The organism is Flavobacterium sp. (assembly GCF_039916025.1).
GTDB lineage: Bacteria > Bacteroidota > Bacteroidia > Flavobacteriales > Flavobacteriaceae > Flavobacterium.
Map to the genome: position 1 here is coordinate 1 of NZ_JBDSMB010000185.1, position 24,256 is coordinate 24,256.

The following is a 24,256-nucleotide window of genomic DNA, read 5'->3' on the forward strand; positions in this document are numbered from 1 at the left end:
AGGTGTATCTGGTGGAATTGCCGCATACAAAACAGCAACATTAGTTAGGTTATTTATAAAAGCAGGTGCACATGTCCAAGTGATAATGACACCTGCTTCTAAGGATTTTGTAACGCCCTTAACGTTATCCACACTTTCAAAAAATCCTGTTCATTCTACATTTTACAATGAAGAAGACGAGAATGCACAATGGAACAATCACGTTGAATTAGGGCTTTGGGCCGATTTAATGGTTATTGCTCCCGCAACTGCAAATACTTTATCAAAAATGGCAAATGGCAGTTGTGACAATCTTTTAATTGCCACTTATCTTTCTGCTAAATGTCCAGTCTATTTTGCTCCGGCAATGGATTTGGATATGCATAAGCATCCATCAACCATTTCCAGCTTTACTCTTTTGAAACAGTTTGGCAATATCATGATTCCTGCCGAAACAGGTGAACTTGCCAGCGGATTATCCGGTGAAGGAAGAATGGCAGAACCAGAAAACATTATAGCTTTTCTTGAAAAAGATTTAGAAAGCAAATTGCCTTTAAAAGGTAAAAAAATACTTATCACTGCTGGACCAACTTATGAAGCGATTGATCCGGTTCGATTTATCGGGAACCATTCTTCAGGGAAAATGGGATTTGATATTGCGGAAAGTGCGGCAAATCTTGGTGCAGAAGTTATTTTAATTTCAGGTCCAACACACTTAAATGTAAAAAATTCCGTTATTAACTTGATTCGTGTGACTTCAGCTAAAGAAATGTATGATGCCTGCCATGAGCATTTCAATTTAACTGATGTTGCAATTTGTGCCGCTGCTGTAGCAGATTACAAACCTAAATTCGTTGCAGAACAAAAGATAAAAAAAGTAGATGCGTCATTAACAATAGAGCTTGAAAAAACAGAGGATATATTAGCTTCATTAGGGAAAATTAAACAAAATCAATTTTTAATTGGCTTTGCTTTAGAAACAGAAAATGAAATTGAAAATGCCAAGTTGAAAATTCAGAAAAAAAACTTAGATTTGATTGTTTTAAATTCGCTTCAGGATGAAGGAGCAGGTTTTGGTAAAACTACAAACAAAATCACATTTATCGATAAGGATTTTGTAGTAGAACCAATGGATTTAAAATCAAAGGAATTGGTTGCAAACGATATTATGAACAAAGTAATTTCACATTATGAATAAATTAGTTAGTTTTCTTTTTTTGCTTTTTGTTGGAGTAGTGCAGGCACAGCAATTGAATTGTACAATTCAAATCAATTCTGACAAGGTTACAAATGCAAACCAACAGATATTTAAAAACTTAAAAACATCCATAAGTGATTTTGTAAATAAAACCGATTGGACCGGAGAGGATTATAAATCAAATGAGAAAGTTGAGTGCTCAATGGTTATCATCGTCAACAGCTATGAATCAAACCAATTCTCTGCAACTATTCAAGTGCAATCAACAAGACCGGTTTTTAATTCGACTTATGCATCGCCAGTATTTAACTTTAATGACAAAGATTTTAGTTTTCGTTATATAGAATTTGAAAACTTACAATTCAATCCATCCAATTTCGATTCTAATTTAGTTTCTGTTTTGGCTTATTACAGTTATATGATTCTTGGTTTTGATGCCGATACTTATACTTTAATGGGTGGCAATAAAAATTACGAAATAGCGCAACAAATACAAACCGTAGCACAGCAAAGTGGTTATAAAGGCTGGAGCCAGTCTGATGGAAATCAAAACAGATATTTCTTAACAACCGATATTCTTGGCGGAACTTATGACGCTTATAGAGAAGCTTTGTATCAATACCACAGAGAAGGTTTAGATATTATGAGTACTGATGTGAAAACCGGAAAAGAGAAGATTATAGGAGCAATTGATAAGCTTACCGAGATATATAAAGTTCGTCCAAATGCTTTTTTAACCAGGGTATTTTTTGATGCCAAAGTAGACGAATTAGTTTCAATCTTATCTGGTGGTCCAAAATTGGCTCTAACAGAAACTATCGGAAATTTGAATAATTTATCACCACTCAACACAGCTAAATGGTCAGCAATTAAGTTATAATTAGTACATTTACTACTTAAACTTTTCTTCATTTCCTGAACATGATTACATCTTTATCCATTGAAAATTTTGCCCTTATAGAAAAACTAGATATCGATTTTTCGAACGGTTTTTCAATTATAACTGGTGAAACCGGAGCGGGAAAATCAATACTTCTGGGCGCTTTGGGCTTGGTTTTAGGAAAACGTGCCGATTTAACTTCGCTTAAGAATAAAGACGAAAAATGTATTGTTGAAGCCAATTTCTCCATTGGAAAATACAGCCTTGAAACTTTCTTCGAAGCCAATGATTTGGATTATGAACAGGAGACAATCATTCGAAGAGAAATTCTGCCTTCCGGAAAATCAAGAGCATTTGTAAATGATAGCCCGGTTAATCTTCAGCAACTTCAGGATTTAAGTTTTTATCTGATAGATGTGCATTCGCAACATCAAACTTTAGAATTATCCGAAGAAGAGTATCAATTTAAAATCATTGATTCAATTGCTGGCAACCAGAACATACTTAGTGAATTTCAATCAGGTATAAAAAAATACCGTTCCGCAAAATCGACTTTAGACTCTAAAAAAAATGAGTTTTCGGCTATTTTAAAAGAGAAAGATTATAACGAGTTTTTGTATCAGGAATTGGAATCTGCCAATTTAAAAGCAGGTGAATTAGAAGAATTAGAGCAGCAATATCAAACTCTAAGCAATGTTGAATTTATAAAAGAAAATCTGGATAAACTTTTATCAATTGCCAATGAAGAAGAATTTGGAGTGCTGAAAAACATAAAAGAATTCAAAGCCACACTTCAAAAAAACATCAATTTCTCGACAGAATATCAATCGCTTTTTGAACGAACAAATAGCATCTTAATTGAGTTTGATGATATTGTTAAAGAATTGAATCGTGAATCAGAATTGGTTTTTAATGATCCTGAAAAACTGGAAGCAATAAATCAAAAACTGCAGCTTATTTATAATCTTCAGAAAAAGCATAACGTATTAACTGTTGAAGAATTAATTCAGATTCAGACAGATTTAGAAGGTAAAGTTGTTTCGGTTGCTACTTTAGAAAATGAAATTACAGCGCTTGAAAACAGCATCAAAGATTTTGAATTACAGTTGGATGCAGTTGCTTTAAAAATAAGTCAAAGTAGGAGAGAAGCGATTCCCAATTTATCAGGTAAATTAATTGATATTCTGAATCTTTTAGGCATGCCGAATGTTCGATTTAAAATAGAAATCATTGCCTCTGAAACTTATCATAATAACGGAAAAGATACGCTTCAGTTTTTATTTTCTGCCAATAAAGGAACCGATTTTGGTTTGTTGAAGAAAGTAGCTTCCGGTGGAGAAATGTCCCGAATTATGCTGGCAGTGAAATCAATTTTGTCACAATATTCAAAATTACCAACAATCATTTTTGACGAAATTGACACTGGAGTTTCAGGTGAAATTGCAAACAAAATGGGAGAAATCATGAGAGATATGAGCAAGACAATGCAGGTTTTTGCCATAACACATCTTCCTCAGATTGCAGCTAAAGGAGCAAATCATTATAAAGTTTTCAAAACTGTGTTAGGTGAAAATACCGTTTCGGAATTGAAATTACTAAACAACGATGAAAGAATAATCGAAATTGCCGAGATGCTTTCCGGCAAAGATATTTCAGATTCAGCCGTTAATCATGCGAAAGCATTGCTGAATTAAAATGTTAATTTATTACTTTTGTAACACAAAAAAACTAAAACATAAAATACATATTATATGATTATAGAACCAAGAATGCGAGGATTTATTTGTTTGACTGCTCATCCGGAAGGTTGTGCACAGAATGTTAAAAATCAAATTGAATATGTAAAATCAAAAGGTCATATCGATGGCGCAAAAAAGGTATTGGTAATTGGAGCTTCAACTGGATTTGGTCTGGCTTCAAGAATAACAAGTGCTTTTGGTTCAGGTGCCAGAACAATTGGAGTCTTCTTCGAAAAACCACCATCAGAAGGTAAAACTGCAACTCCGGGTTGGTATAATTCAGCTGCTTTTGAAACTGAAGCAGAAAAAGCAGGATTATATGCTAAAAGTATAAATGGTGATGCTTTTTCAAATGAAATAAAACAACAAACAATTGATTTGATTAAAGCTGATTTAGGTCAGGTTGATATGATAATTTACAGTTTGGCTTCGCCAGTCCGTATGCATCCTGTTACGGAAATTTTGCATCGTTCAGTATTAAAGCCAATTGGACAAACATTTACAAACAAAACGGTTGACTTCCATACTGGATTAGTTTCACAGGTTACTATTGAGCCGGCTACTCAGGAAGATATTGACAACACTGTTGTAGTTATGGGCGGTGAAGATTGGAAGATGTGGATAGACGCTTTAAAAAATGCAGGTGTTTTAGCAAACGGAGCTTCAACAATTGCTTATTCTTATATTGGACCCGAAGTTACAGAAGCGGTTTACAGAAAAGGAACAATTGGCCGTGCTAAAGATGATTTGGAAGCCACAGCATTCAAAATTACAGATGATTTAAAATCTTTAAACGGGAAAGCATATGTATCTGTAAACAAAGCTTTGGTAACACAGGCAAGTTCAGCAATTCCTGTAATTCCATTATATATTTCATTACTCTATAAAATAATGAAGGCTGAAGGTGTTCATGAAGGTTGTATTGAACAAATTCAAAGATTATTTGAACAACGATTATATAATGAAGATGGCGTTCCTACTGATGATAAAGGCAGAATCAGGATTGACGATTGGGAAATGCGTGATGATATTCAGGAAAAAATAAAAGTTTTATGGGCAAAAGCTACTTCTGAAAATCTAACTGAAATAGGTGACTTAGCCGGTTACAAACAAGACTTCCTAAATCTGTTTGGTTTTGGATTTAATGGAGTTGATTATAGTGCTGATACTAATGAATTAGTTATGGTTAAAAGCATAAAAAGTTAATGAATTAACATTTTTTCAGACTTAATAATTTAAAACTCACAATTTATTTGTGAGTTTTTTTATTTATATATATATTTATAGCAATTAACTTTTTAAACTAAACAACATGAAAAAAATTACATTATTATTAATGCTCTTTGTCACTTTTACGGGGTTTGCGCAGTTTCCGCTTCCCTATTGTGGCCCAATGACTTTTACAAACAATGTTGAACCAATAACCTTGGTTAATTTTGCTGGTATCAATAATTCAAGTTCTGCTTTAGTAGGACAGGATAATGGTACTACAATTATTGCGCATGAAAATTACACTGCAATCACAGGGAATGTTACTGCAGGAAATAACTATCCAATTACCTTAAAAGGAAACACGGATGGTAATTTTACCACAAGATTCAGAGTGTATATTGATTGGAATCAAAACAATGATTTCACAGATGCTGGTGAATCTTATGATATTGGAAATATTGTTAATTCAACAGGTGTTGATGCAATTGAATTAGTTGGAAGCATAGCTGTTCCTGGTAATGCTTTGGGAGGGAACACAAGAATGAGAGTAATTAAAAGGTATAATGCCTTTGGTACTTCTTGTCAAACTGGAACTGGATTCGGTCAGGCAGAAGATTATACTTTGAGTGTGATTTCTGTTCTTCCTTGTTTAACAGGTTTCAATTATCCAGATACTGCAACCGTTCCTGGAATTTGTGACGGATTTACTCCAACTGAAATAGCAACCGATTCTTATGCAGGTGATTATTTTTATGTTACAGTAACAAGCGGTGAAACATATAAATTCTTAAGTGATGTAGCTACAGATTACTTCACTTTAAGTACTGACGATGGTACTACGGCTGCTGCTTCCGGTACAACACCATTAACTTGGGTGTCTGATTTCACAGGAGATCTTAGAGTACATTTAAATTTGGACTCAGCATGTGGTGAAGAAGAAGTTGAAAGAACAACAAGCGTAGTTTGTGGGGTTCCATGTTTAAATGGAGCTTTATATCCAACTGATGCATATGTAGTAGGTACTTGTGACGGAGTCGAAGTCAATGTTATTGCTACTGATTGTTGGGCTGGTGAATATTCAAATGTGAATGTCTTTTCTTCAAATACATATACTTTCTCAAGCTCTATTGCAACCGATTATATAACTATTGCCTCAGCAGATGGAACAACTCCTTTAGCTGTTGGAGTAGGTACAGTTACTTACACACCTTTAGCTGATGGTGTTCTTAGGTTTTATACTCATACAGATTCAGCTTGTGGAACTGAAAATGTTAGCAGAGAAAGACAAATAGTTTGTACTACTGCTGTGGTTGTTCCCGGATGTCCGGTTAATCCATTACCTGCTGATGGAAGTACAACCGTTCCTGCATTTGCTGATGTTATTTTGTCTTGGGACATACCGACAACCGGTGATCCTGCAGTTTCTTATGATGTTTATGGTGGAACTACACCTGGAAATTTATTCTTCTTCGATAACACACTTACAACAAGTTATAATGCAGGTACTATTGGTGCTTATGATTTTGTAGGGTATTGGCAGGTTTTTGCTTTAAATGCAGCTGGTCAGTCAGTTGGATGTGCAGAATGGATGTTTACTACCGAATCTCAACCAACAGATACTCCTGATTATGTTAATTTGCAATACCCTTATACTGCAACAATTACTGAAGGCGGAAGTGTAACTGTTTATGGACAAGTTTATGAAGGAGGTTTAACCGATGTTGTACCAAATATTGATGGACAAGCTCCTGGTATTTTAGCTTGGGTTGGAACTGGTGAAACAGGCACAGACCCAAGTACTTGGACTGACTGGGTTGTAGCAACATATAATGCGGGTCATATTGGTGACAACAATGATGAATATCAAGCAAATATTGGAGCAACTTTAACTCCAGGAACATATGACTATGCAACAAGGTTCACATTAAATGATGGGCCTTATGTATATGGAGGAATAAACAATGGTATTTGGGACGGAACTGCACATCCTAGTGGTGTCTTAACTGTTAATGCAGCTCCAGCTCCAGCAAATGACGATTGTGCCGGCGCTATTGCTTTAACTCCAGGAGGAGTATTTGCTGATAATGATGTTGATGGTTCAAATTTAGGAGCTACTTTGAGTACAGAAAATCCAGCACCATCTTGTGGAGCTTTTAACTTTGCAACTGTTGGAAAAGATGTATGGTATAGTGTTGTTGTTCCTGCTTCAGGAAGTTTAACAATTGAAACTGGTACAAATTCATTAGGAAATGGAATGGATACTGTTTGTTCAGTATATTCAGGTTTATGTGGTGCATTAGTTGCAGTTAATTGTGATGATGATGGTGCTACTGAAACTACATTTGGTTTAACAAAATTAGCTCTGACCGGACAAACTCCTGGAGCAACATTACTGCTTAGAGTATTTGGTTACAACGGTTCGTCAGGTTCTTATAGTATTTCAGTTTATGATGGTTCTCTGGGTAATAGTTCATTTGATAATAATAACTTTACATTTTATCCAAATCCTGTAAAAAACATCTTGAATTTATCTTACAACCAGGAAATTTCAAATGTTGAAGTATTTAATTTATTAGGACAAAAAGTAATTTCAAATGCTATCAATGCTAACGATGCACAAATTGATATGTCAAACCTTTCCAAAGGAGCTTACATGGTTAGAGTAACATCTAATGATAAAGTAAAGACTATCAAGGTTATGAAAGAATAGTTTTTGAAAAATATATTAAAATTAAAACCACCTAAATTATTAGGTGGTTTTTTTTTGATGTTAAAATTATAGTTTAGCGTTGACACTTTTTTTTTTATAACTAAATTTGCGATATACAAACATTTCAACTACTACAAATTATGAAAAAAATTACTCTACTATTTTTTTTGATGGGAACAGTCAGTTGGGTAAACGCCCAAGTTCTTAATCAAAATGCAGGTTGGCCAAATGCCACTTGGACACTTACAGGTTCTTATCTTGCGACGGGTTTACAATCAAACCCTACATTAGCTGCAAATTTTGCATTTGATGATGACATTACTGGTTCTGGGCATGAAGATAATATTGCTGTAGAATCTCCGGTAATTAATTTAACCCCAGCTTTTACTGCTGGTGAGACATGGTTAACAGTTTCTGCTCCATATGTTTACAGATACTTAGCCAATGATGAATTAGTATTCCAATATTGGAATGCAGGTACATCGACATGGGTTAATTGGGGAACTAATTTTGATGCTTTGGGTAATTATACCGCAAACACAAACTATTGTTCGGGAACACCATCAACTTATACTTCGGTTGTTTTAAATATTGCTGGATTTACGCCAACTCAGTTGTCTGGTTTCAAATACCGAATTGCTTACGATGATGACCCTTTAGGAATAGACTGGAATTATGGTTTTTGTTTTCAATCACCAACTATAGTTTCTGCTACACCACCTTCATGTCCTGCTCCAACAGCACTTGCTGCAGTACCAACTGTTACTTCTGCAACTCTTTCATGGACAGAAAATGGTTCTGCAACATTATACAATGTTGAATATGGAGCTAACGGCTTTACACCGGGAACAGGTACATTATTATCTGGGATTTCAAATTCATACACCCTTACACCTTTAAATTCTAATACAGCTTATTCTTATTATGTTCAAGCTGCATGTAGCGTTTCATCAACTAGTGCCTGGGTTGGTCCCTTTAACTTTTCAACATTATATCCTGCTCCAGCAAATGATGAATGTTCAGGTTCAATTGGATTAACTGTTAATCCTGATTTTGCATGCGCAGATACAACTGCCGGGACTACTCAGGGTGGAACTCAGTCAATGGCTGCCACACCTTGTTTTGGTACTCCAAATGATGATGTTTGGTATAGATTCACTGCAACTGCAACAAGCCATAGAATTGTTTTGTCAAATGTTGTTGCGGTAGGAGCAGGCGGCACCAGTACTGATGCTTATATGCAAGTTCTTTCAGGTGCTTGTGGTTCACAAACGTCAGTTTTGTGTAGTGATCCTAATACAGCTACTCCAACAGGTTTGACAATAGGAGATACTTACTATGTAAGAGTTTACACTTATGGTACAACTAATAATATTACTTTTAATATTTGCGTTGGAACACCACCACCACCACCAGCAAATGATGAGTGTACAGGTGCAATTGCATTAACTGTTAATCCAGATTATAACTGCGGAACTGTTACTGCAGGTACGGTGCAATCTGCAACAGCTTCAAGTACTGATGCAACTGCATGTTTTGGGGCAGAAGATGATGATGTTTGGTACTCTTTTGTGGCAACAAATACTACTCATTCAATTAGTTTAACAAATGTTGCAGGTTCAGTTACAGATATGTTCCACTCATTGTGGACAGGTGCTGATTGCGCTAGTTTAACTCTTGTTCCAGGCACATGTTCTGATCCAAATATAAGTGCTCCAACAGGTTTAACAATAGGACAGACTTACTATGTAAGAGTTAATACTTATACAGCAACAGGAGGACAAAATACAACATTCAATATCTGTATTGGAACACCACCACCACCACCAGCAAATGATGAGTGTACAGGTGCTGTAGCTTTGACTGTTAATGCTGATTTAGCATGTGGAACTGTAACAGCAGGAACAGTAGCCGGAGCAACTGCTTCAGCAACTGATGCAACAGCATGTTTCGGTGCAGAAGATGATGATGTCTGGTACTCTTTTGTAGCTACTAATACTACTCATAGAATTAGCTTGACAGGTGTTGCTGGTTCAACAACTGATATGTTCCACTCATTATGGACAGGTAATTGCGCAACATTAACCTTAGTTCCTGGTTCATGTTCTGATGGTGATACAAGTAATCCAGCAGGTTTAACGATTGGACAAACTTACTTTATAAGAGTCAATACTTATACTTCAACAGGCGGTCAGACATCAACATTTAATGTTTGTGTTGGGACACTACCACCACCACCTGCAAATGATGAGTGTACTAATGCTATTTCATTGACAGCAGGAGGAGTTTATGGTGAATTTTTAACAGATGGAACAAATGGAGGTGCTACTACCTCATCACAAACAGCTCCTGCAACTTGTGGAGGTTTTTCTGGAGGTGATGTTTGGTATACTGTTACAGTACCTGCAAGTGGTAATTTAACCATTGAAACTGGAGATTCTTCTACTGGAGCGACTGGTTTGGATACTGTTGTTACTGTATATTCAGGTGATTGTTCCTCATTAGTTCAAGTAGGATGTGATGATGATGGAGCTGCAACAGGAGCATATTCATTTGTATCATTAACTGGACAAACTCCGAGTTCTACTTTGTATTTAAGAGTATATGAGTATAGTAATGATAATTCAGGTTCTTTTGGTATTTCAGCTTATGATGCTTCTTTAGGAAACAATTCATTTGATCCTTCTAACTTTAGTTACTATCCAAATCCTGTTAAAGACGTTTTGAACTTATCTTATAACCAGGAAATTTCAAGCGTAGAAGTATTTAATTTATTAGGTCAAAAAGTAATTACAAACAAAATTAATGCTAATGTTGCTCATGTAGACATGTCTAACTTGGCAAAAGGAGCTTATATGGTTAGAGTTACTTCTAATGATCAGGTAAAAACTATCAAGGTTGTAAAAGAATAAATTAAGTTCTTTTTTATAATTAAAACCACCTAAATTTTAGGTGGTTTTTCTTTTGTATAAAACTTATCTTTGTTAAAATTTATGCCATGTATTTTTCAATTATTATTCCTGTTTATAATAGACCAGATGAAATTAAAGAGCTTTTAGAAAGCCTTTCAATTTCTGATTATAGCAAAGAATATGAAATTGTGATTGTTGAAGATGGTTCTTCTGTTACTTGTGAGCAAGAGGTTGAAAAATTTAAAAGCAAAATAAACATATCCTATCACTTCAAAGAAAACTCTGGTCCTGGGGATTCGAGAAATTATGGAATGAAAGTAGCAAAAGGTGATTATTTCATCATCTTCGACTCTGATTGCATTATCCCGAAACAATATCTCCCGGAAGTTGAGAAAGAACTAACAGCTAACTATGTTGATTGCTTTGGTGGTTCAGATGCAGCTTTAGATTCTTTTTCAGATGTTCAGAAAGCGATAAATTTCGCAATGACATCTTTCTTAACAACCGGAGGAATTCGAGGCGGTTCTGAGAAACTAACCAAATTCCAGCCACGAAGTTTTAATATGGGAATTTCGAAAAAAGCATTTGAAGATTCGAAAGGCTTTGGAAATATTCATCCTGGCGAAGATCCTGATTTATCTATCAGATTATGGAAATTAGGTTATCAAACAAGGCTTTTTCCAAAAGCTTTTGTTTACCACAAGCGAAGAATAGATTGGGATAGATTTTCTGTTCAGGTGACCAAATTTGGCAAAGCCAGACCAATCTTAAACAGTTGGTATCCAGAATATAGTAAGCTTACTTTTTTCTTTCCGTCGCTTTTTATTTTAGGTTTTTCGGTCGCTATATTTTTGTTTCTGTTTGGTTTTCAACTGCCAATAATCTGTTACGCATTCTATTTTCTTTTAATCTTAACAGCAGCAACAATTCAAAATAAGAGTTTTAAAATAGGTTTTCTTTCGTTGATTGCAGTTTCTAAACAATTCTTTGGATACGGAAGAGGATTTTTAGAATCTTATATAAAAGTCATTCTTTTAAAACAAAAGCCAGAAGTTGCATTTCCTGAATTATTCTTTAAAGTAAAATCATGACCAAAATAATAGGATTGACAGGCGGAATTGGTAGCGGGAAGACAATGGTTGCAGAATATATCAAATCATTGGGAATTCCTGTTTACATAGCTGATGATGAAGCCAGAGAACTAATGAATACCGATAAAGTCATTCAGGCAATAAGCGCCGCATTTGGAAAAGAAATTTTAAATGACGGAATCCTAAACCGTGATAAACTTGCACAAATTGTTTTCAACAATCCGGAAAAGCTAACAATCCTAAATAACATAGTGCATCCCGAAGTTAAAAAACACTTCGATATTTGGGTTGAAAAGCATAAAGCCTACCCTTTATTATTTAAAGAAGCTGCCATTTTATTCGAATCCGGAAGCAACAAAGATTGTGATGCCGTAATTACAGTAACTGCTCCCTTGGAAACCCGACTTCAACGCGTAATGCAACGGGATAAAAAGGATAGAGAGTCTATTTTAAAAAGAATGCAAAACCAATGGACTGATGAACAGCGAATTGCAAAAAGCGATTATGTAATTGAGAATCTATCAATTGAAGCTACTAAAGAGCATGTTAAAGAAATCCTCAAATTATTGAAAAATCGATAATTTATACACAAGATGTTAATGTTTGGTTAATGTATTTATTGTATAAATGTTAAAATGTTAAATTTGTATAATGAATAAATTGTTTTTCCGCTTATTAATTGTCCTAATGAGTTTATCCCTAATAGGTATAATTCTTGTTCAGGTCTACTGGTTTGATAAGTCTTTTGAGAATAATGAAGAGCAATTTAAGTATCATGTAAAACAAGTTCTTGGGAATGTTGCCCTCAAATTACAAAAGAATGAGCAATATTCATATTATGAAATGTATAATCGCCTAAAGGATAGTACAGGCAAAACACCACAAAAAAGTGATTTTTTGGAGTTTGGTTATTATCAGCGCGATTCAAGAACAAATGAAACCATAATATATTCAAATAGCATAAATTCCGAAGATTACGGGATTTCTGCTTCGTTCTTTGATAAAAAATTAGACAGCGTAAAACTCAAAAATTACACAGCAAAAAGAAAAACTGAGATTTACAATGATGATATTGATAATTCAGGTATAAAGCAAACGATTACTCCGGATATCAAAATAGAAAAATCCGGGCGTATGGATTTACTCGATGACGCTCAATTTGAAATATTCTATAAAGATATCGCAGCGGTAAAGCCTATTCAGGAAAGAGTTTCAAATGAGATGATGCAAAAGTTGTTATCTGAAGAACTGAATGAATATGGCGTTAAGACTCCATTTGAATTCAATGTTTATAGTAACGGTCTGGCAACAAAAATAAAATCGGAACGATTTAGGTATGATAAACCATCAACTTATTCTATTCCTTTTTTTATTGATAACGATGGAAATAACAAATACTTATTGCTATTAACATTTCCGCAAAAGAAAAAATTCCTGTTTTCGGAATTGATTGGAATTTGCATTTTATCAATAGTTTTTACACTGGTTATTGTAATTGCCTATTCAAGCGCACTGAATCAACTGATAAAACAGCGTCAGATTTCTGAAATCAAAACCGATTTCATTAACAACATGACACACGAATTCAAAACGCCAATTGCCACGATTAACTTAGCATTAGATGCTATCAAAAATCCAAAGGTGATTGAAGATAAAGAAAAAGTGCTACGCTATCTGCAAATGATAAAGGATGAAAATAAGCGTATGCATGCACAAGTTGAGAATGTATTGCGTATTTCTAAACTGGAGAAAAAAGAGTTAGATATCAATAAAGAGTCTACCAACATTCATGAGATAATTGAAGATGCTATCGAACATGTGAATTTAATTGTTGAAGACAGAAACGGAACAATAACAACGCATTTGGATGCAACCAGAACTTCGGTTCTATTGAACGATGTGCATTTTACCAATGTAATTGTTAATATTTTAGATAATGCCATTAAATATTCGCCTAATGAACCAATAATAGATATCCAAACTGAAAACGTAAAGGATTTTATCATTGTCAAAATTAAAGATCAAGGCGCAGGAATGTCTAAAGCAGCTCAAAAAAGAATATTTGAAAAATTCTATCGCGAGCACACTGGAGATTTGCACAACGTGAAAGGTCATGGTTTAGGTTTATCTTACGTTAAAAGAATTGTAGAAGACCACAACAGTGAAATATTTGTAGAAAGCGAAAAAGGAAAAGGAAGCACGTTTATAATTAAAGTCCCACTCATAAATTAAAATAAAAAAAAACTACTACTATGGAAAACAACAAAAAAATACTTCTAGTGGAAGACGATCAGAACTTCGGAATAGTCCTGAGAGAATTCCTTACATTAAATGATTTTGATGTAACATTGGCTAAAAACGGTATGGAAGGTTTCGAAAAATTCAAAAAAGACAATTTCGATTTGTGCATTTTGGATGTCATGATGCCATACAAAGATGGCTATACTTTGGCAAAAGAAATCAGAGAAAAAAATAAAGATGTGCCTTTGATTTTCTTAACTGCCAAGTCAATGAAAGAAGATGTATTAAAAGGATATAAAGTTGGGGCAGATGATTATTTGAATAAACCGTTTGATTCTGATGTTTTATTAATGAAAGTTAAAGCTATCATTCAAAGAAAAGCGGCAGAGAATAAAAATGAACCGGCAAAATTTGAATTCCAAATCGGAAGATTCCTTTTAAATTCAAAACTTCGTTACCTGAAATTCGAAAACCAGGAACCAATTAAATTATCACCAAAAGAGTCTGAATTACTAAAAATGATGGCTGTTTACGAAAATGATTTGATGCCAAGAGAATTGGCCTTAACAAAAATCTGGAGAGAAGATAATTATTTCACCTCAAGAAGTATGGACGTTTACATCGCCAAATTAAGAAAGTATCTAAAAGAAGAACCAAACGTTGAAATCCTCAATATTCACGGCGAAGGTTTTAGATTAGTCGTTAAAAAATAAGCAGATGGCTTCAGGAAACTGGAGCCATTTTTTTTAGGAGCTAATCCGGCTTTCCATTATATCTTTTTATAACTGCCACAGGTTTAAACCCGTGGCAATTATAAAAAGGATGCCATTGCAATCCGGGCTAGGTAAGTCTTACTTATTTCCAATTCAGTTGTAAAGCAAAACAAATCTTATTGTCGGTGCTAACAGTTAAAGTCATAGGATTCTCTGTATTGCTTTTCTCAATTGATATGGTTTCGTCTAGTGAAACTTCTTTTAGATAATTCATTTCAAAGCTTTCCACTTGTTGTGTTAGCAATAATTTTGGCTCAACATAATCCAGACACCATTCTAAGTATTTCACGCTGTTAGCATGATTTACAATATCTAAATCAGAAAGCAGCACCGTTTTTTCTGTTACAAATGCTTTATCAATAGCTGTGTCGATTTTAGAAAACTGAATTTCAGTTGCTTTATCGTTTGGATATTTTTCAAAATGATCATGCGCTGTTGCCAGACTTTCCGGACGACGCGTTTCTGTATTGAAAACAGCCCAAAACGTTTCACAGCCAATTATTTTTTCGTCGCCAATATACATTTCCAAACAACGAATTGAACGCGAATTCTCCAACGAATTAATCCAGGTTTTTACTGTAACAATTTCTCTCCATTTTGGCAAACGCATAATTTCAACACGCATTCGGCTTAATACCCATGCCTGATGATGTTGTTGCATATCGCTAAAGCTCAATCCACCTAATTCTGCGTGAACGCCTGCAGTTAACTGCAGAATATTACACAAATCGGTATATTTCAAGTAACCGTTAGGATAACATTGTAGAAAAGTTATTTCCCAATCTTTTTTTAATATTGATGTAAAATTTGTCGCTATTGGCATAAAAACTTTTTTAATTTCCCAATCGTATTCCGATGCTTAATTGTATTTGATTCGCTTTTGAAAAAAATGATTGATATTCGGGTGCGGTTTCAACATCCAGAGAATTGGTCACATAATTAATGCCTCCAAAAGCGTAAGTAGATTTTCCTATTTTATAATCTATGACACCACCAATTCTAATTTCGTTTCCATTTTGTTTGCCAAACCTTGAGCTTCTGCTTCCGAGTTCTAAAGAAGCCGAACCATATCCAATATTCGGACTAATAAGAAACTTTTCGTTTAGCTTGTATTCATAACTTAGTAAAAAATAAGCACTCGTATATTTTGAGTTGCTTAAATTGGCAATCATCTGTTTGTCGGTAATTTTATAGGTTACGAAATCAAAACCAAATCCAGCTTTAAAATTTTGATAATTCAAAAAGTTCATCTGTGCCGAAACTCCTAATTTTGGTTCATGTGCTTTCGCTAATGCTGTATTTCCAAATTGAATAGGGTAGAGCAATTGGAATCGCGCATTTATCTTAAAAGTTAATTCAGGTTTTTTTGCTTCGTTGTCATTCTGGGCAAAAACAATGCTTGAGAAAAGAAGCAACAAAAGGCATGTATAATTTTTCATCAGGCTAATAGTTAATAGTGTAGCTCAAAGGATTGTCTCCAATTGTAAGATCAACAATATATTCAGTTTCGATATCAGTTTGCGTATTTAAAATTGTATATTTCAATTGGAAAGACTGATTCTTTTTTATCAATATCTCTGCTGGATAATAATAATTATCAGGGTTAAAATTATAATATTCATGAGGCATCGTATATATGCCAGTTATACCAACATTTTTCAGAACCGTATTAGAAGTAGTTTGGTTATAAGTTAATTCTAAAGCAGCAGTTTCTTCAAACTTCAACAGATAGCTATTTTGATAAATGAATTTGTAGTTTTCAAAATCTGCTTTGTGGATATTAAATACTCCTTTTTCCAGATATGACATATCATCGCTATAAATTCTCAGGTTAATTCCCAAATCATATTTTGGCGCAGGAAAAACCAGTGTTATCCTTCCGTCCTGATCCGTTTTCCCTTTAGAGATTAATCCCGATGAATAATCATCACTAACATTAATCTCAACATTACTGTGTGGCAAAGGCTGTCCATTCGAATCTAAAACGACGGTTTGGAATACTAATCTTTTTTCGCCATCATATTGAATGCCTTCACAGGAAATTATCAAGAATATTATAAAGAGAAGTAATAATTTTTTCATAAAGATTTTCTTAATGGATACGGTTTTTTTAATAGCGTTGCGTTGTGAATTACTTTTTATAACAAAGAATTAATGTGCTCAATTATTTTGGCTCTATCACTTAAATAATCAAACCAAACGGCATTTTCAGTTCTCTTAAACCAAGTAAGTTGACGCTTTGAAAACCGGCGTGTGTTTTTCTTGATTTCTTCTATGGCAAAATCTAACGAAACATTCCCATCAAAATAATCAAACAATTCTCTGTAGCCAACAGTTTGCAATGCGTTTAATTCCTTATTCGGAAACAAATTTTCTGCTTCTTTTACCAAACCTTCAGCAATCATTATGTCCACACGCTGATTGATTCGGTCGTACATTATTTCTCTTTCAGCTTCCAAACCAATGATGATAGGAGTGAAGTTACGTTTGTTTTTCTTTTGATTAAGAAAGGATGAATATGGTTTTCCTGTTCCAAGACAAACTTCCACAAAACGTTTCATTCGCTGTGGATTTTGCAAAGTTTGTGAATTTTCAACAGCTAAAATATTGTAATATTCTGAATCGAATTCTTTCAACTTATTTTGTAGGTAATCTATTCCAAGATGTTCAAAATCAGCATTTATATTTTCTCTAACTGAATTTTCAATATCCGGAAAATCATCAAAGCCTTTTAGAATGGCATCCACATACAAACCTGAACCACCAACCATAATTTGAATGTTATTTTTCAGAAACAATTCATCGAGTTTTGCAATAGCTTCTTTTTCAAAATCACCAACCGTATAATTCTCAAAAATAGATTTGTTTTGGATAAAATTATGTGTAGCCGAAGCTAATTCCTCTTCACTTGGAACTGCAGTTCCAATGCGCATTTCCTTAAAAAACTGCCGACTGTCACACGAAACGATATCACATCCAAAATGCTGCGCCAAAGCAATACTCAAGGAAGTTTTTCCTATTGCAGTCGGGCCAATGATTGTGATTAGGTAGTTCATTAAAATTTGACAATCTTTATCACCTTATTTCGTTTTAAATAACCTTGGATAATCGTTCTGGTATCACGATTACTCTGCATCGGAATAATAATGTTTTTAAGGATTTCGATATTGTTTATCTGATAGTTCAACTCGTAAAAGCAATATCCTTTATAAACACCGTTTTCAATCAAAACAGCGCAGCGTTCATCAACGGTTCTTCCTCTGTCAACAATAATCATATTGTCGTTTTCGAACTTCATTTCCTGTATGAATTCTTCAACGCGCTCATTATATAATTCAGGAGTTTCCTTGCCCAAACACGCACCGTTGCATTCTTTTATTTTATATTGAAAGCAAGCGTTCTTAGTTTCGTACAAACCATTTATTTTTTGACATAAATTATGCTTTTCGGTAATTGTCAACAACGAATTTTTGCCTTCCTGCATAGAAGTATAAGAAGTGATTTCTTTTTTCCTGCCATCCGCTTTTTGAACTTTTAAAGCTAAATAGCCATTCTCATCCTTTTCGGGATATAGTGCCCATTGAAAAATAGTCTTTCGCTGTGATCTGTTATATATCGGTTTGTTGATTTTGATTTCTTCGCTTTCCTTTAAAAGCCCAATCAGTTCACTTCCGGTAACTTCGTATGTTACGGCGAAAACTTCACGCTGAATTTTTTTGCTTTTTCCAGATGTTCCTGTAAAATGCTGATTGATTCGTTTCTTGATATTTCGGCTTTTGCCAATATAAATCAAATCGCCTTTTTCATTATGAATGTAGTAAATCCCGGTTTTTGTTGGCAAACTCTCAACAATATCTAACAATTTTGGCGTCAAACCTGATTTGATTTCGGCCTTAATCAAACTGATTAAAATTTCTTTTTCAGTGTCTTTTGCCAAAATCATTTTAAACAATTTCACGGTTGCCATAGCATCACCACTCGCGCGATGCCTATCTGTTACCGGAATTCCAAGTGCACGAACCAATTTCCCCAAACTATAAGAAGCTTGTCCCGGAATTAATTTCTGTGACAATTCAACCGTACAAAGTGTAGGTTTTATATAATCATAACCCAAACGACTGAATTCAGTTCTTAAAATTCTGTAATCAAACGAAGCATTATGAGCCACAACAATGCAATTTTCTGTAATTTCGATGATGCGTTTGGCAATTTCATAAAACTTTGGTGCCGATCGCAGCATAGCGTTATTAATACCTGTTAGCTTTACCACAAAAGGCTGAATTGGTTTTTCGGGATTTACTAAGCTGATAAATTGGTCAACAATTTCGTGACCGTCAAATTTATAGATGGCAATTTCGGTAATGCCTTCTTCATTAAATTGTCCACCAGTGGTTTCTATGTCGAGTATTGCGTACATTTTCAATTTCAAAAATCAATGTCAATTACAATTTAAAAAAACAATGTCAATTTATAAATTAAAAAATTGAATATTGTAATTTTGATTGCTATTGATATTGAAAAAAGTTACTTTTTATTTAATATCATTTTTGAAGAAATAGCAATTAGTTCTTCGACTTCTGTTAAAAGCCACTTCCTGTCAATTTCATCTCCGGCTTTAATATATTCAATGATTTTTATTGAATTTCTGGACTCTTTCAATTCTTTAACGACTAAAGAAACTTTAAACACAAAATCCTTATCTGTAATCGTTCCTTGTGCTTCTCCATAATTTAATGATGAACTCCCAGAAGAACAAATTAATTGATTTTTATAATATTCAAGTTCATAGGTTTTCTCTAATTTTCTAACAAATAAAATACTTTCTCCAGCAAAACGAACGAGCCTATCTTCAAAATTGAATATTTTTTCAGGATTAGGTTCATTAACTTCCATAGTAATCTTTTTTATTGATATTGTAATTGATTTTTGACATTGAATTTATCTTCCTCCAAATATACTACTTCCAATTCGAACCATCGTACTTCCACATTCAATGGCAAGTTTATAATCGCCTGACATTCCCATTGAAAGGGTTGTGAATTGTGGATGTTTATTAAAAACAGATTTCAAATACTGAAATTCTTTTTTGATTTGCATCTGATTTTCAGTAAATGTCGCCATTCCCATTAGACCAACAATTTTTATGTTTTGCAATGATTCATGCTGAACTTGCTTCAGTATCTCATTTAGTTCATTTTTATCCAAACCAAATTTTGTTTCTTCTTCAGCAATATACATTTGAAGTAAACAATCAATAACCCGATTGTGTTTTGCAGCTTGTTTGTTGATTTCCTGCAGTAATTTCAAACTATCAACTCCGTGAATTAGAATCACATATTCAGCCATGTATTTGACTTTATTGGTTTGAACATGTCCAATCATATGCCACTGAATATCTTTGGGCATTTGTTCCCATTTTTCGGTCATTTCCTGGATTTTGTTTTCACCAAATACACGTTGACCAGCATTGTAAGCTTCCATCAAATGTGGAACAGGTTTGGTTTTAGAAACCGCTACAAGTGTCACGTTTTCCGGAATTGTGGATTGTATTTTATTTAGATTTTCTGAAATACTCATTTTATTTAAATTCAATTTCTATTGGCAAATGATCGCTGAGTTTTATCCATTCATCAAAATCGCCAATCGTAACACTAAAACCCTTTTCCCAAAATTTCCCTGAAGCAAAGCAATAATCTAAATGATATGGCTTTTCTTTATTTCGATGCAGAAAAAAAGTCGGCTGCGTTTCTTCTCCATGATTTTCGGAGTTTATTTTGTGATACAAACTATGAATGTTATTCTCCGAAAGCAACTTTACAACGCCGGTATGATTCGCAATTCTTTTTTCTTTATCCCAAATCTGATTGCTGTTAAAATCGCCCACCAGAATAATTGGTTTATCCAATAATTCAGAATAATGATTGATTGCCAGCCAGACTTGTGCAATATAGCGTGCTTCTTTTTTCTCTTTGTTATCCATTGCCCAAATCGCCAACAGATAAAATTCTTCATTTTTATTTGAAACCTTCAGCGGAATTATGTACCTGAATTCGGGATTGAATGCTGCAACCAACTCAAACTTATAGTCCGAATAAGAGAATATCCCAATTCCTTTATGTTTATTATTCCCGTGCCAAAAAAAATCATTTGGAGTAGGAGTCAGGCTTCCGAATTTTAATTTTTCATTATTTTCACATTCACAAATCACAACGATATCGGGCTTTGAAGCCAAAACAGCTGCGTGTTTTTTGCGAAAAGCCATATTACAATTCCATTGGATTATTTTCATAAAACATAATGAGATTTCTCCTTTGTCGAAATGACAAACTCAATTTTCAAATTTTCAAATTGGTACATTTTCATGTTACAATTCGTAAACCATCAATCCGCTTCTGAACTTTGGCTCGATATACGTACTTTTTGGCGGCATAATCAAATTGTTATCTGCCAAAGCTTTTATCTCTGAAATATCAGATGGGAATAACATAAAGCCAACTTCAAATTCGCCTTCATCAACCAATTCCTTTATTGTTGAAATAGATTGCTTTCCCGGAATATATTCGATACGTTCGTCATTTCGCAAATCTTCTATTCCAAGCATTGGTTTCAATACTTTATCGTATAAAATCTGTGCATCAAGGTTTTCCAAAATTGACGGCTGTTTATTCTCTTGCTTGTAAAACAAGGCATAGAAATGCCCGTCGAGATACATTCCGAATTCAAACTTGCTTTGTGGTTTCCACAATTCCAGTTCTTTGTCTTTGATGATGAAGTTTTCAGCTAATTTTTCCAGAAAAGCATCTTTAGTAAAACCATTCAGGTCGCGGATAATTCTATTGTATTCGTAGATTTTGACATTGCTTTCGGCAATTAAGAAACTCATGAAATAGTTCAGGTTTTCATTGCCTAAATGTTTGTCTTCATCGTATAATAATTCAGCAGAAGCCGAACGGTGATGTCCATCGGCAATATATAATTCGGGAATTTGTTCGAATTGGTTTTGCAACCATCGAATTTCTTCGCCAGTTTCAATTTTCCAGACCTGATGCTTTTCTTTGTTGGTTGTAGAATAATTATAAATCGGCTGGCTTTTTTTCTTTTCTGCAATCCAGGAATCCAAAGTTTCATTATCGGGATATGTAATCAAAACGGGTTCTGTATTAAAACCTGTCTGATGCAGGTAATCTTTGAAATATTCCACGCGATATTGTAACGTATCTTCGTGCTTTTTGATCACATTGTTCTTGTAATCTTCAATTGAAGTTCCGGCTACGAAACCAGTGAAAGACCGCACTTTATTCTGAATTTCATATAAAAAGAAAGCAGCTTTATCATCTTCCATAAAAATGCCTTCATCCTTAAAATCCTGGTATTTATGAGCGACACCTTTAAAACGTTTGTCCAGTGTAATCTTTTGCGAATACATATAAGCCGGATTAATCACGTGCAAAAATGAATACGGATTAAAACTCAACCACGCCGCAAGCTCAGCCGAACTATAATCGTCATAGTTTCTGCAACTTACCAGTGCTACTTTATCAGGCGTGGGACGAACGGCTTTGAAAGGGATTATTTTGCTCATGTTTTTTTTAGTTAAAAGGGAAAAGGGACAAGTAATTAAAAGATTTTACTTTTCTCTTATCCCTAACTACTTTTACTTATGAAAATTGTTTTGAAACTTTTTCTGCTTTTTTAGATTCGACATAATCATAGAAACCTTCACCAGATTTTACTCCGAGTTTTCCGGCCATAACCATATTGACTAAAAGTGGGCAGGGAGCATACTTTGGATTTTTGAATCCGTCGTACATTACATTTAAAATTGAAAGGCAAACATCCAGCCCAATAAAATCCGCTAATTGCAATGGCCCCATTGGATGTGCCATTCCGAGTTTCATTACGGTATCAATTTCATAAACGCCGGCAACCTTGTTATATAATGTTTCTATAGCTTCGTTAATCATTGGCATCAAAATCCTGTTTGCCACAAAGCCAGGATAATCATTTACTTCGGTTGGAGTTTTCCCTAATTTCACTGATAAATCCATGATGATTTTGGTTACTTCGTCTGAAGTAGAATAACCGCGAATGATTTCTACCAATTTCATAATCGGCACCGGATTCATAAAGTGCATTCCGATTACACGTTCCGGATGCAACACTTGAGCAGCAATTTGCGTAATAGAAATCGAAGAAGTGTTGGTTGCCAAAATCACATTATGATCGCAAACGTCGCTTAATTGCTTGAAGATTTGAAGTTTCAAACCAACATTTTCTGTTGCAGCTTCAATTACCAAATCAGTTCCAACAACGCCGTCTTTGATATCAGTATACGTGATTATATTTCCAATTGTTTTGTGTTTGTCATCTTCGGTGATGGTTCCTTTTGTAACCATTCTGTCAAGGTTTGAAGCAATAGTTGCCATTCCTTTTTCCAATGATTTTTCGGAAAGATCAATTAATTTTACGGTAAAACCGCTTTGTGCAAAAGTATGTGCAATTCCGTTGCCCATTGTTCCTGCGCCTATTACAGCAATTGTTTTCATTATGTTTAGTTAGGTGTTTTGTTTTTTTCCATCGAATCAATAATCATATACGCCACGCGCAATGCTTCTGTTCCGTCTTGTAAGGTTACAATTGGAGTTGTATTGTTATTGATAGCATCAGCAAACGTTTCTAATTCATCCAAAATAGCGTTGTTGTGGCTTACTTCCGGATTGTTGAAATAGATTTGCTTGCGATCGCCTTCAGCATTTTGAAGAATCATATCAAAATCTCCCGGAGTTTCCGGAGCTTCTTTCATTTTTACGACTTCGCAGGTTTTATCTAAATAATCTACAGAGATATAAGCATCCTTTTGAAAGAAACGCGATTTACGCATATTTTTCAATGAAATTCTACTCGAAGTAATATTGGCAACACAACCATTTTCAAATTCAATTCGGGCATTGGCAATATCCGGAGATTGGCTCAACACCGAAACACCACTTGCGTGGACAAATTTCACTTTTGATTTTACTACGCTCAAAATCGCATCAATATCGTGAATCATTAAATCCAAAACCACGGGAACATCAGTACCACGCGGATTGAATTCTGCTAAACGATGCGTTTCGATAAACATTGGAGCTTCAATCATATCTTTCACAGCAGTGAATGCAGGATTAAAACGCTCAACATGTCCAACTTGACCTTTGACGTTATATTCTTTTGACAAAGCGATAATTTCCTCAGCTTCTTCAACAGTTGTAGAAATTGGTTTCTCTATAAAAACATGTTTCCCTGATTTGATAGAAACTTTAGCACATTTGTAATGAGAAAGGGTTGGAGTGACAATATCTATAGCATCTACAGCGTGAATTAATTTCGCAATAGTGTCAAATTGTTTGTATCCGAACTCGGCTTCGATTTTGGCTCCGTTTTCGTGGTTTTCATCATAAAAACCAACTAATTCGTATTTATCAGATTGTTGTAATAATCGTAAGTGTATTTTTCCGAGGTGACCAGCACCTAAAACGCCA

At 34.5% G+C, this 24,256-nt stretch carries 21 protein-coding genes; 10 read left to right on the forward strand and 11 right to left on the reverse strand.

Annotated features, from left to right (window positions below):
- The 10 genes from coaBC to ABIQ27_RS13830 form a co-directional block, all read left to right on the forward strand.
- A partial coding sequence (gene coaBC, locus ABIQ27_RS13785; RefSeq protein ID WP_348034498.1) for a bifunctional phosphopantothenoylcysteine decarboxylase/phosphopantothenate--cysteine ligase CoaBC occupies nt 1-1,177 on the forward strand: 1,177 nt, incomplete at its 5' end.
- The gene (locus ABIQ27_RS13790; protein ID WP_348034499.1) at nt 1,170-2,057 is read left to right on the forward strand and encodes a DUF4835 family protein; all 888 of its coding nucleotides are present in this window, start codon (nt 1,170-1,172) and stop codon (nt 2,055-2,057) included. The genes coaBC and ABIQ27_RS13790, both read left to right, overlap by 8 nt.
- A gap of 41 nt (nt 2,058-2,098) precedes the next feature.
- Nucleotides 2,099-3,751, forward strand: a complete 1,653-nt coding sequence (gene recN / locus ABIQ27_RS13795; RefSeq protein WP_348034500.1) for a DNA repair protein RecN — start codon at nt 2,099-2,101, stop codon at nt 3,749-3,751.
- A gap of 57 nt (nt 3,752-3,808) precedes the next feature.
- Nucleotides 3,809-5,002: an enoyl-ACP reductase FabV gene (gene fabV, locus ABIQ27_RS13800; protein ID WP_348034501.1), complete on the forward strand. Its 1,194-nt coding sequence runs from the start codon at nt 3,809-3,811 to the stop codon at nt 5,000-5,002.
- 106 nt (nt 5,003-5,108) lie between these two features.
- Entirely contained in the window at nt 5,109-7,718 is a 2,610-nt protein-coding gene (locus ABIQ27_RS13805) for a T9SS type A sorting domain-containing protein (protein WP_348034502.1), read from the forward strand.
- A 140-nt stretch (nt 7,719-7,858) separates the two neighbouring features.
- Nucleotides 7,859-10,630, forward strand: coding sequence for a T9SS type A sorting domain-containing protein (locus tag ABIQ27_RS13810; protein WP_348034503.1), 2,772 nt, complete (start codon nt 7,859-7,861; stop codon nt 10,628-10,630).
- A gap of 86 nt (nt 10,631-10,716) precedes the next feature.
- Nucleotides 10,717-11,721: a glycosyltransferase gene (locus ABIQ27_RS13815; RefSeq protein ID WP_348034504.1), complete on the forward strand. Its 1,005-nt coding sequence runs from the start codon at nt 10,717-10,719 to the stop codon at nt 11,719-11,721.
- The gene (gene coaE, locus ABIQ27_RS13820) at nt 11,718-12,302 is read left to right on the forward strand and encodes a dephospho-CoA kinase (protein WP_348034505.1); all 585 of its coding nucleotides are present in this window, start codon (nt 11,718-11,720) and stop codon (nt 12,300-12,302) included. The genes ABIQ27_RS13815 and coaE overlap by 4 nt, the downstream gene beginning before the upstream one ends.
- A gap of 70 nt (nt 12,303-12,372) precedes the next feature.
- Nucleotides 12,373-13,953, forward strand: coding sequence for a HAMP domain-containing sensor histidine kinase (locus ABIQ27_RS13825; protein ID WP_348034506.1), 1,581 nt, complete (start codon nt 12,373-12,375; stop codon nt 13,951-13,953).
- A 20-nt stretch (nt 13,954-13,973) separates the two neighbouring features.
- Nucleotides 13,974-14,675: a response regulator transcription factor gene (locus ABIQ27_RS13830; protein ID WP_348034507.1), complete on the forward strand. Its 702-nt coding sequence runs from the start codon at nt 13,974-13,976 to the stop codon at nt 14,673-14,675.
- Between the two features lie 142 nt (nt 14,676-14,817).
- Here the strand turns inward: ABIQ27_RS13830 and ABIQ27_RS13835 are convergent, their stop codons facing one another.
- From ABIQ27_RS13835 to ABIQ27_RS13885, 11 genes are all read right to left on the reverse strand, one after another.
- Nucleotides 14,818-15,558 (reverse strand): acyl-ACP thioesterase domain-containing protein, encoded by a 741-nt coding sequence (locus ABIQ27_RS13835; protein ID WP_348034508.1) that lies wholly within the window; start codon nt 15,556-15,558, stop codon nt 14,818-14,820.
- Between the two features lie 10 nt (nt 15,559-15,568).
- Nucleotides 15,569-16,174 (reverse strand): outer membrane beta-barrel protein, encoded by a 606-nt coding sequence (locus ABIQ27_RS13840; RefSeq protein WP_348034509.1) that lies wholly within the window; start codon nt 16,172-16,174, stop codon nt 15,569-15,571.
- 4 nt (nt 16,175-16,178) lie between these two features.
- Complete coding sequence (locus ABIQ27_RS13845; protein WP_348034510.1) at nt 16,179-16,817, reverse strand: hypothetical protein; 639 nt, start codon at nt 16,815-16,817, stop codon at nt 16,179-16,181.
- 56 nt (nt 16,818-16,873) lie between these two features.
- Nucleotides 16,874-17,791, reverse strand: a complete 918-nt coding sequence (gene miaA, locus ABIQ27_RS13850; protein ID WP_348034511.1) for a tRNA (adenosine(37)-N6)-dimethylallyltransferase MiaA — start codon at nt 17,789-17,791, stop codon at nt 16,874-16,876.
- Nucleotides 17,791-19,152, reverse strand: a complete 1,362-nt coding sequence (locus ABIQ27_RS13855) for an exonuclease domain-containing protein (RefSeq protein ID WP_348034512.1) — start codon at nt 19,150-19,152, stop codon at nt 17,791-17,793. The genes miaA and ABIQ27_RS13855 overlap by 1 nt, the downstream gene beginning before the upstream one ends.
- Before the next feature lie 107 nt (nt 19,153-19,259).
- A complete protein-coding gene (locus ABIQ27_RS13860; RefSeq protein WP_348034513.1) occupies nt 19,260-19,628 on the reverse strand; it encodes a four helix bundle protein in 369 nt (122 codons plus the stop codon).
- Nucleotides 19,629-19,673: 45 nt separating this feature from the next.
- Nucleotides 19,674-20,312, reverse strand: coding sequence for a YggS family pyridoxal phosphate-dependent enzyme (locus tag ABIQ27_RS13865; RefSeq protein WP_348034514.1), 639 nt, complete (start codon nt 20,310-20,312; stop codon nt 19,674-19,676).
- Between the two features lies 1 nt (nt 20,313).
- A complete protein-coding gene (locus tag ABIQ27_RS13870; RefSeq protein WP_348034515.1) occupies nt 20,314-21,024 on the reverse strand; it encodes an endonuclease/exonuclease/phosphatase family protein in 711 nt (236 codons plus the stop codon).
- Nucleotides 21,025-21,099: 75 nt separating this feature from the next.
- Nucleotides 21,100-22,317, reverse strand: coding sequence for a DUF1015 domain-containing protein (locus ABIQ27_RS13875; RefSeq protein ID WP_348034516.1), 1,218 nt, complete (start codon nt 22,315-22,317; stop codon nt 21,100-21,102).
- Between the two features lie 76 nt (nt 22,318-22,393).
- A complete protein-coding gene (locus tag ABIQ27_RS13880; protein WP_348034517.1) occupies nt 22,394-23,281 on the reverse strand; it encodes a 3-hydroxyacyl-CoA dehydrogenase NAD-binding domain-containing protein in 888 nt (295 codons plus the stop codon).
- 5 nt (nt 23,282-23,286) lie between these two features.
- The coding region (locus ABIQ27_RS13885) for a Gfo/Idh/MocA family oxidoreductase (RefSeq protein ID WP_348034518.1) at nt 23,287-24,256 on the reverse strand (970 nt) is incomplete at its 5' end.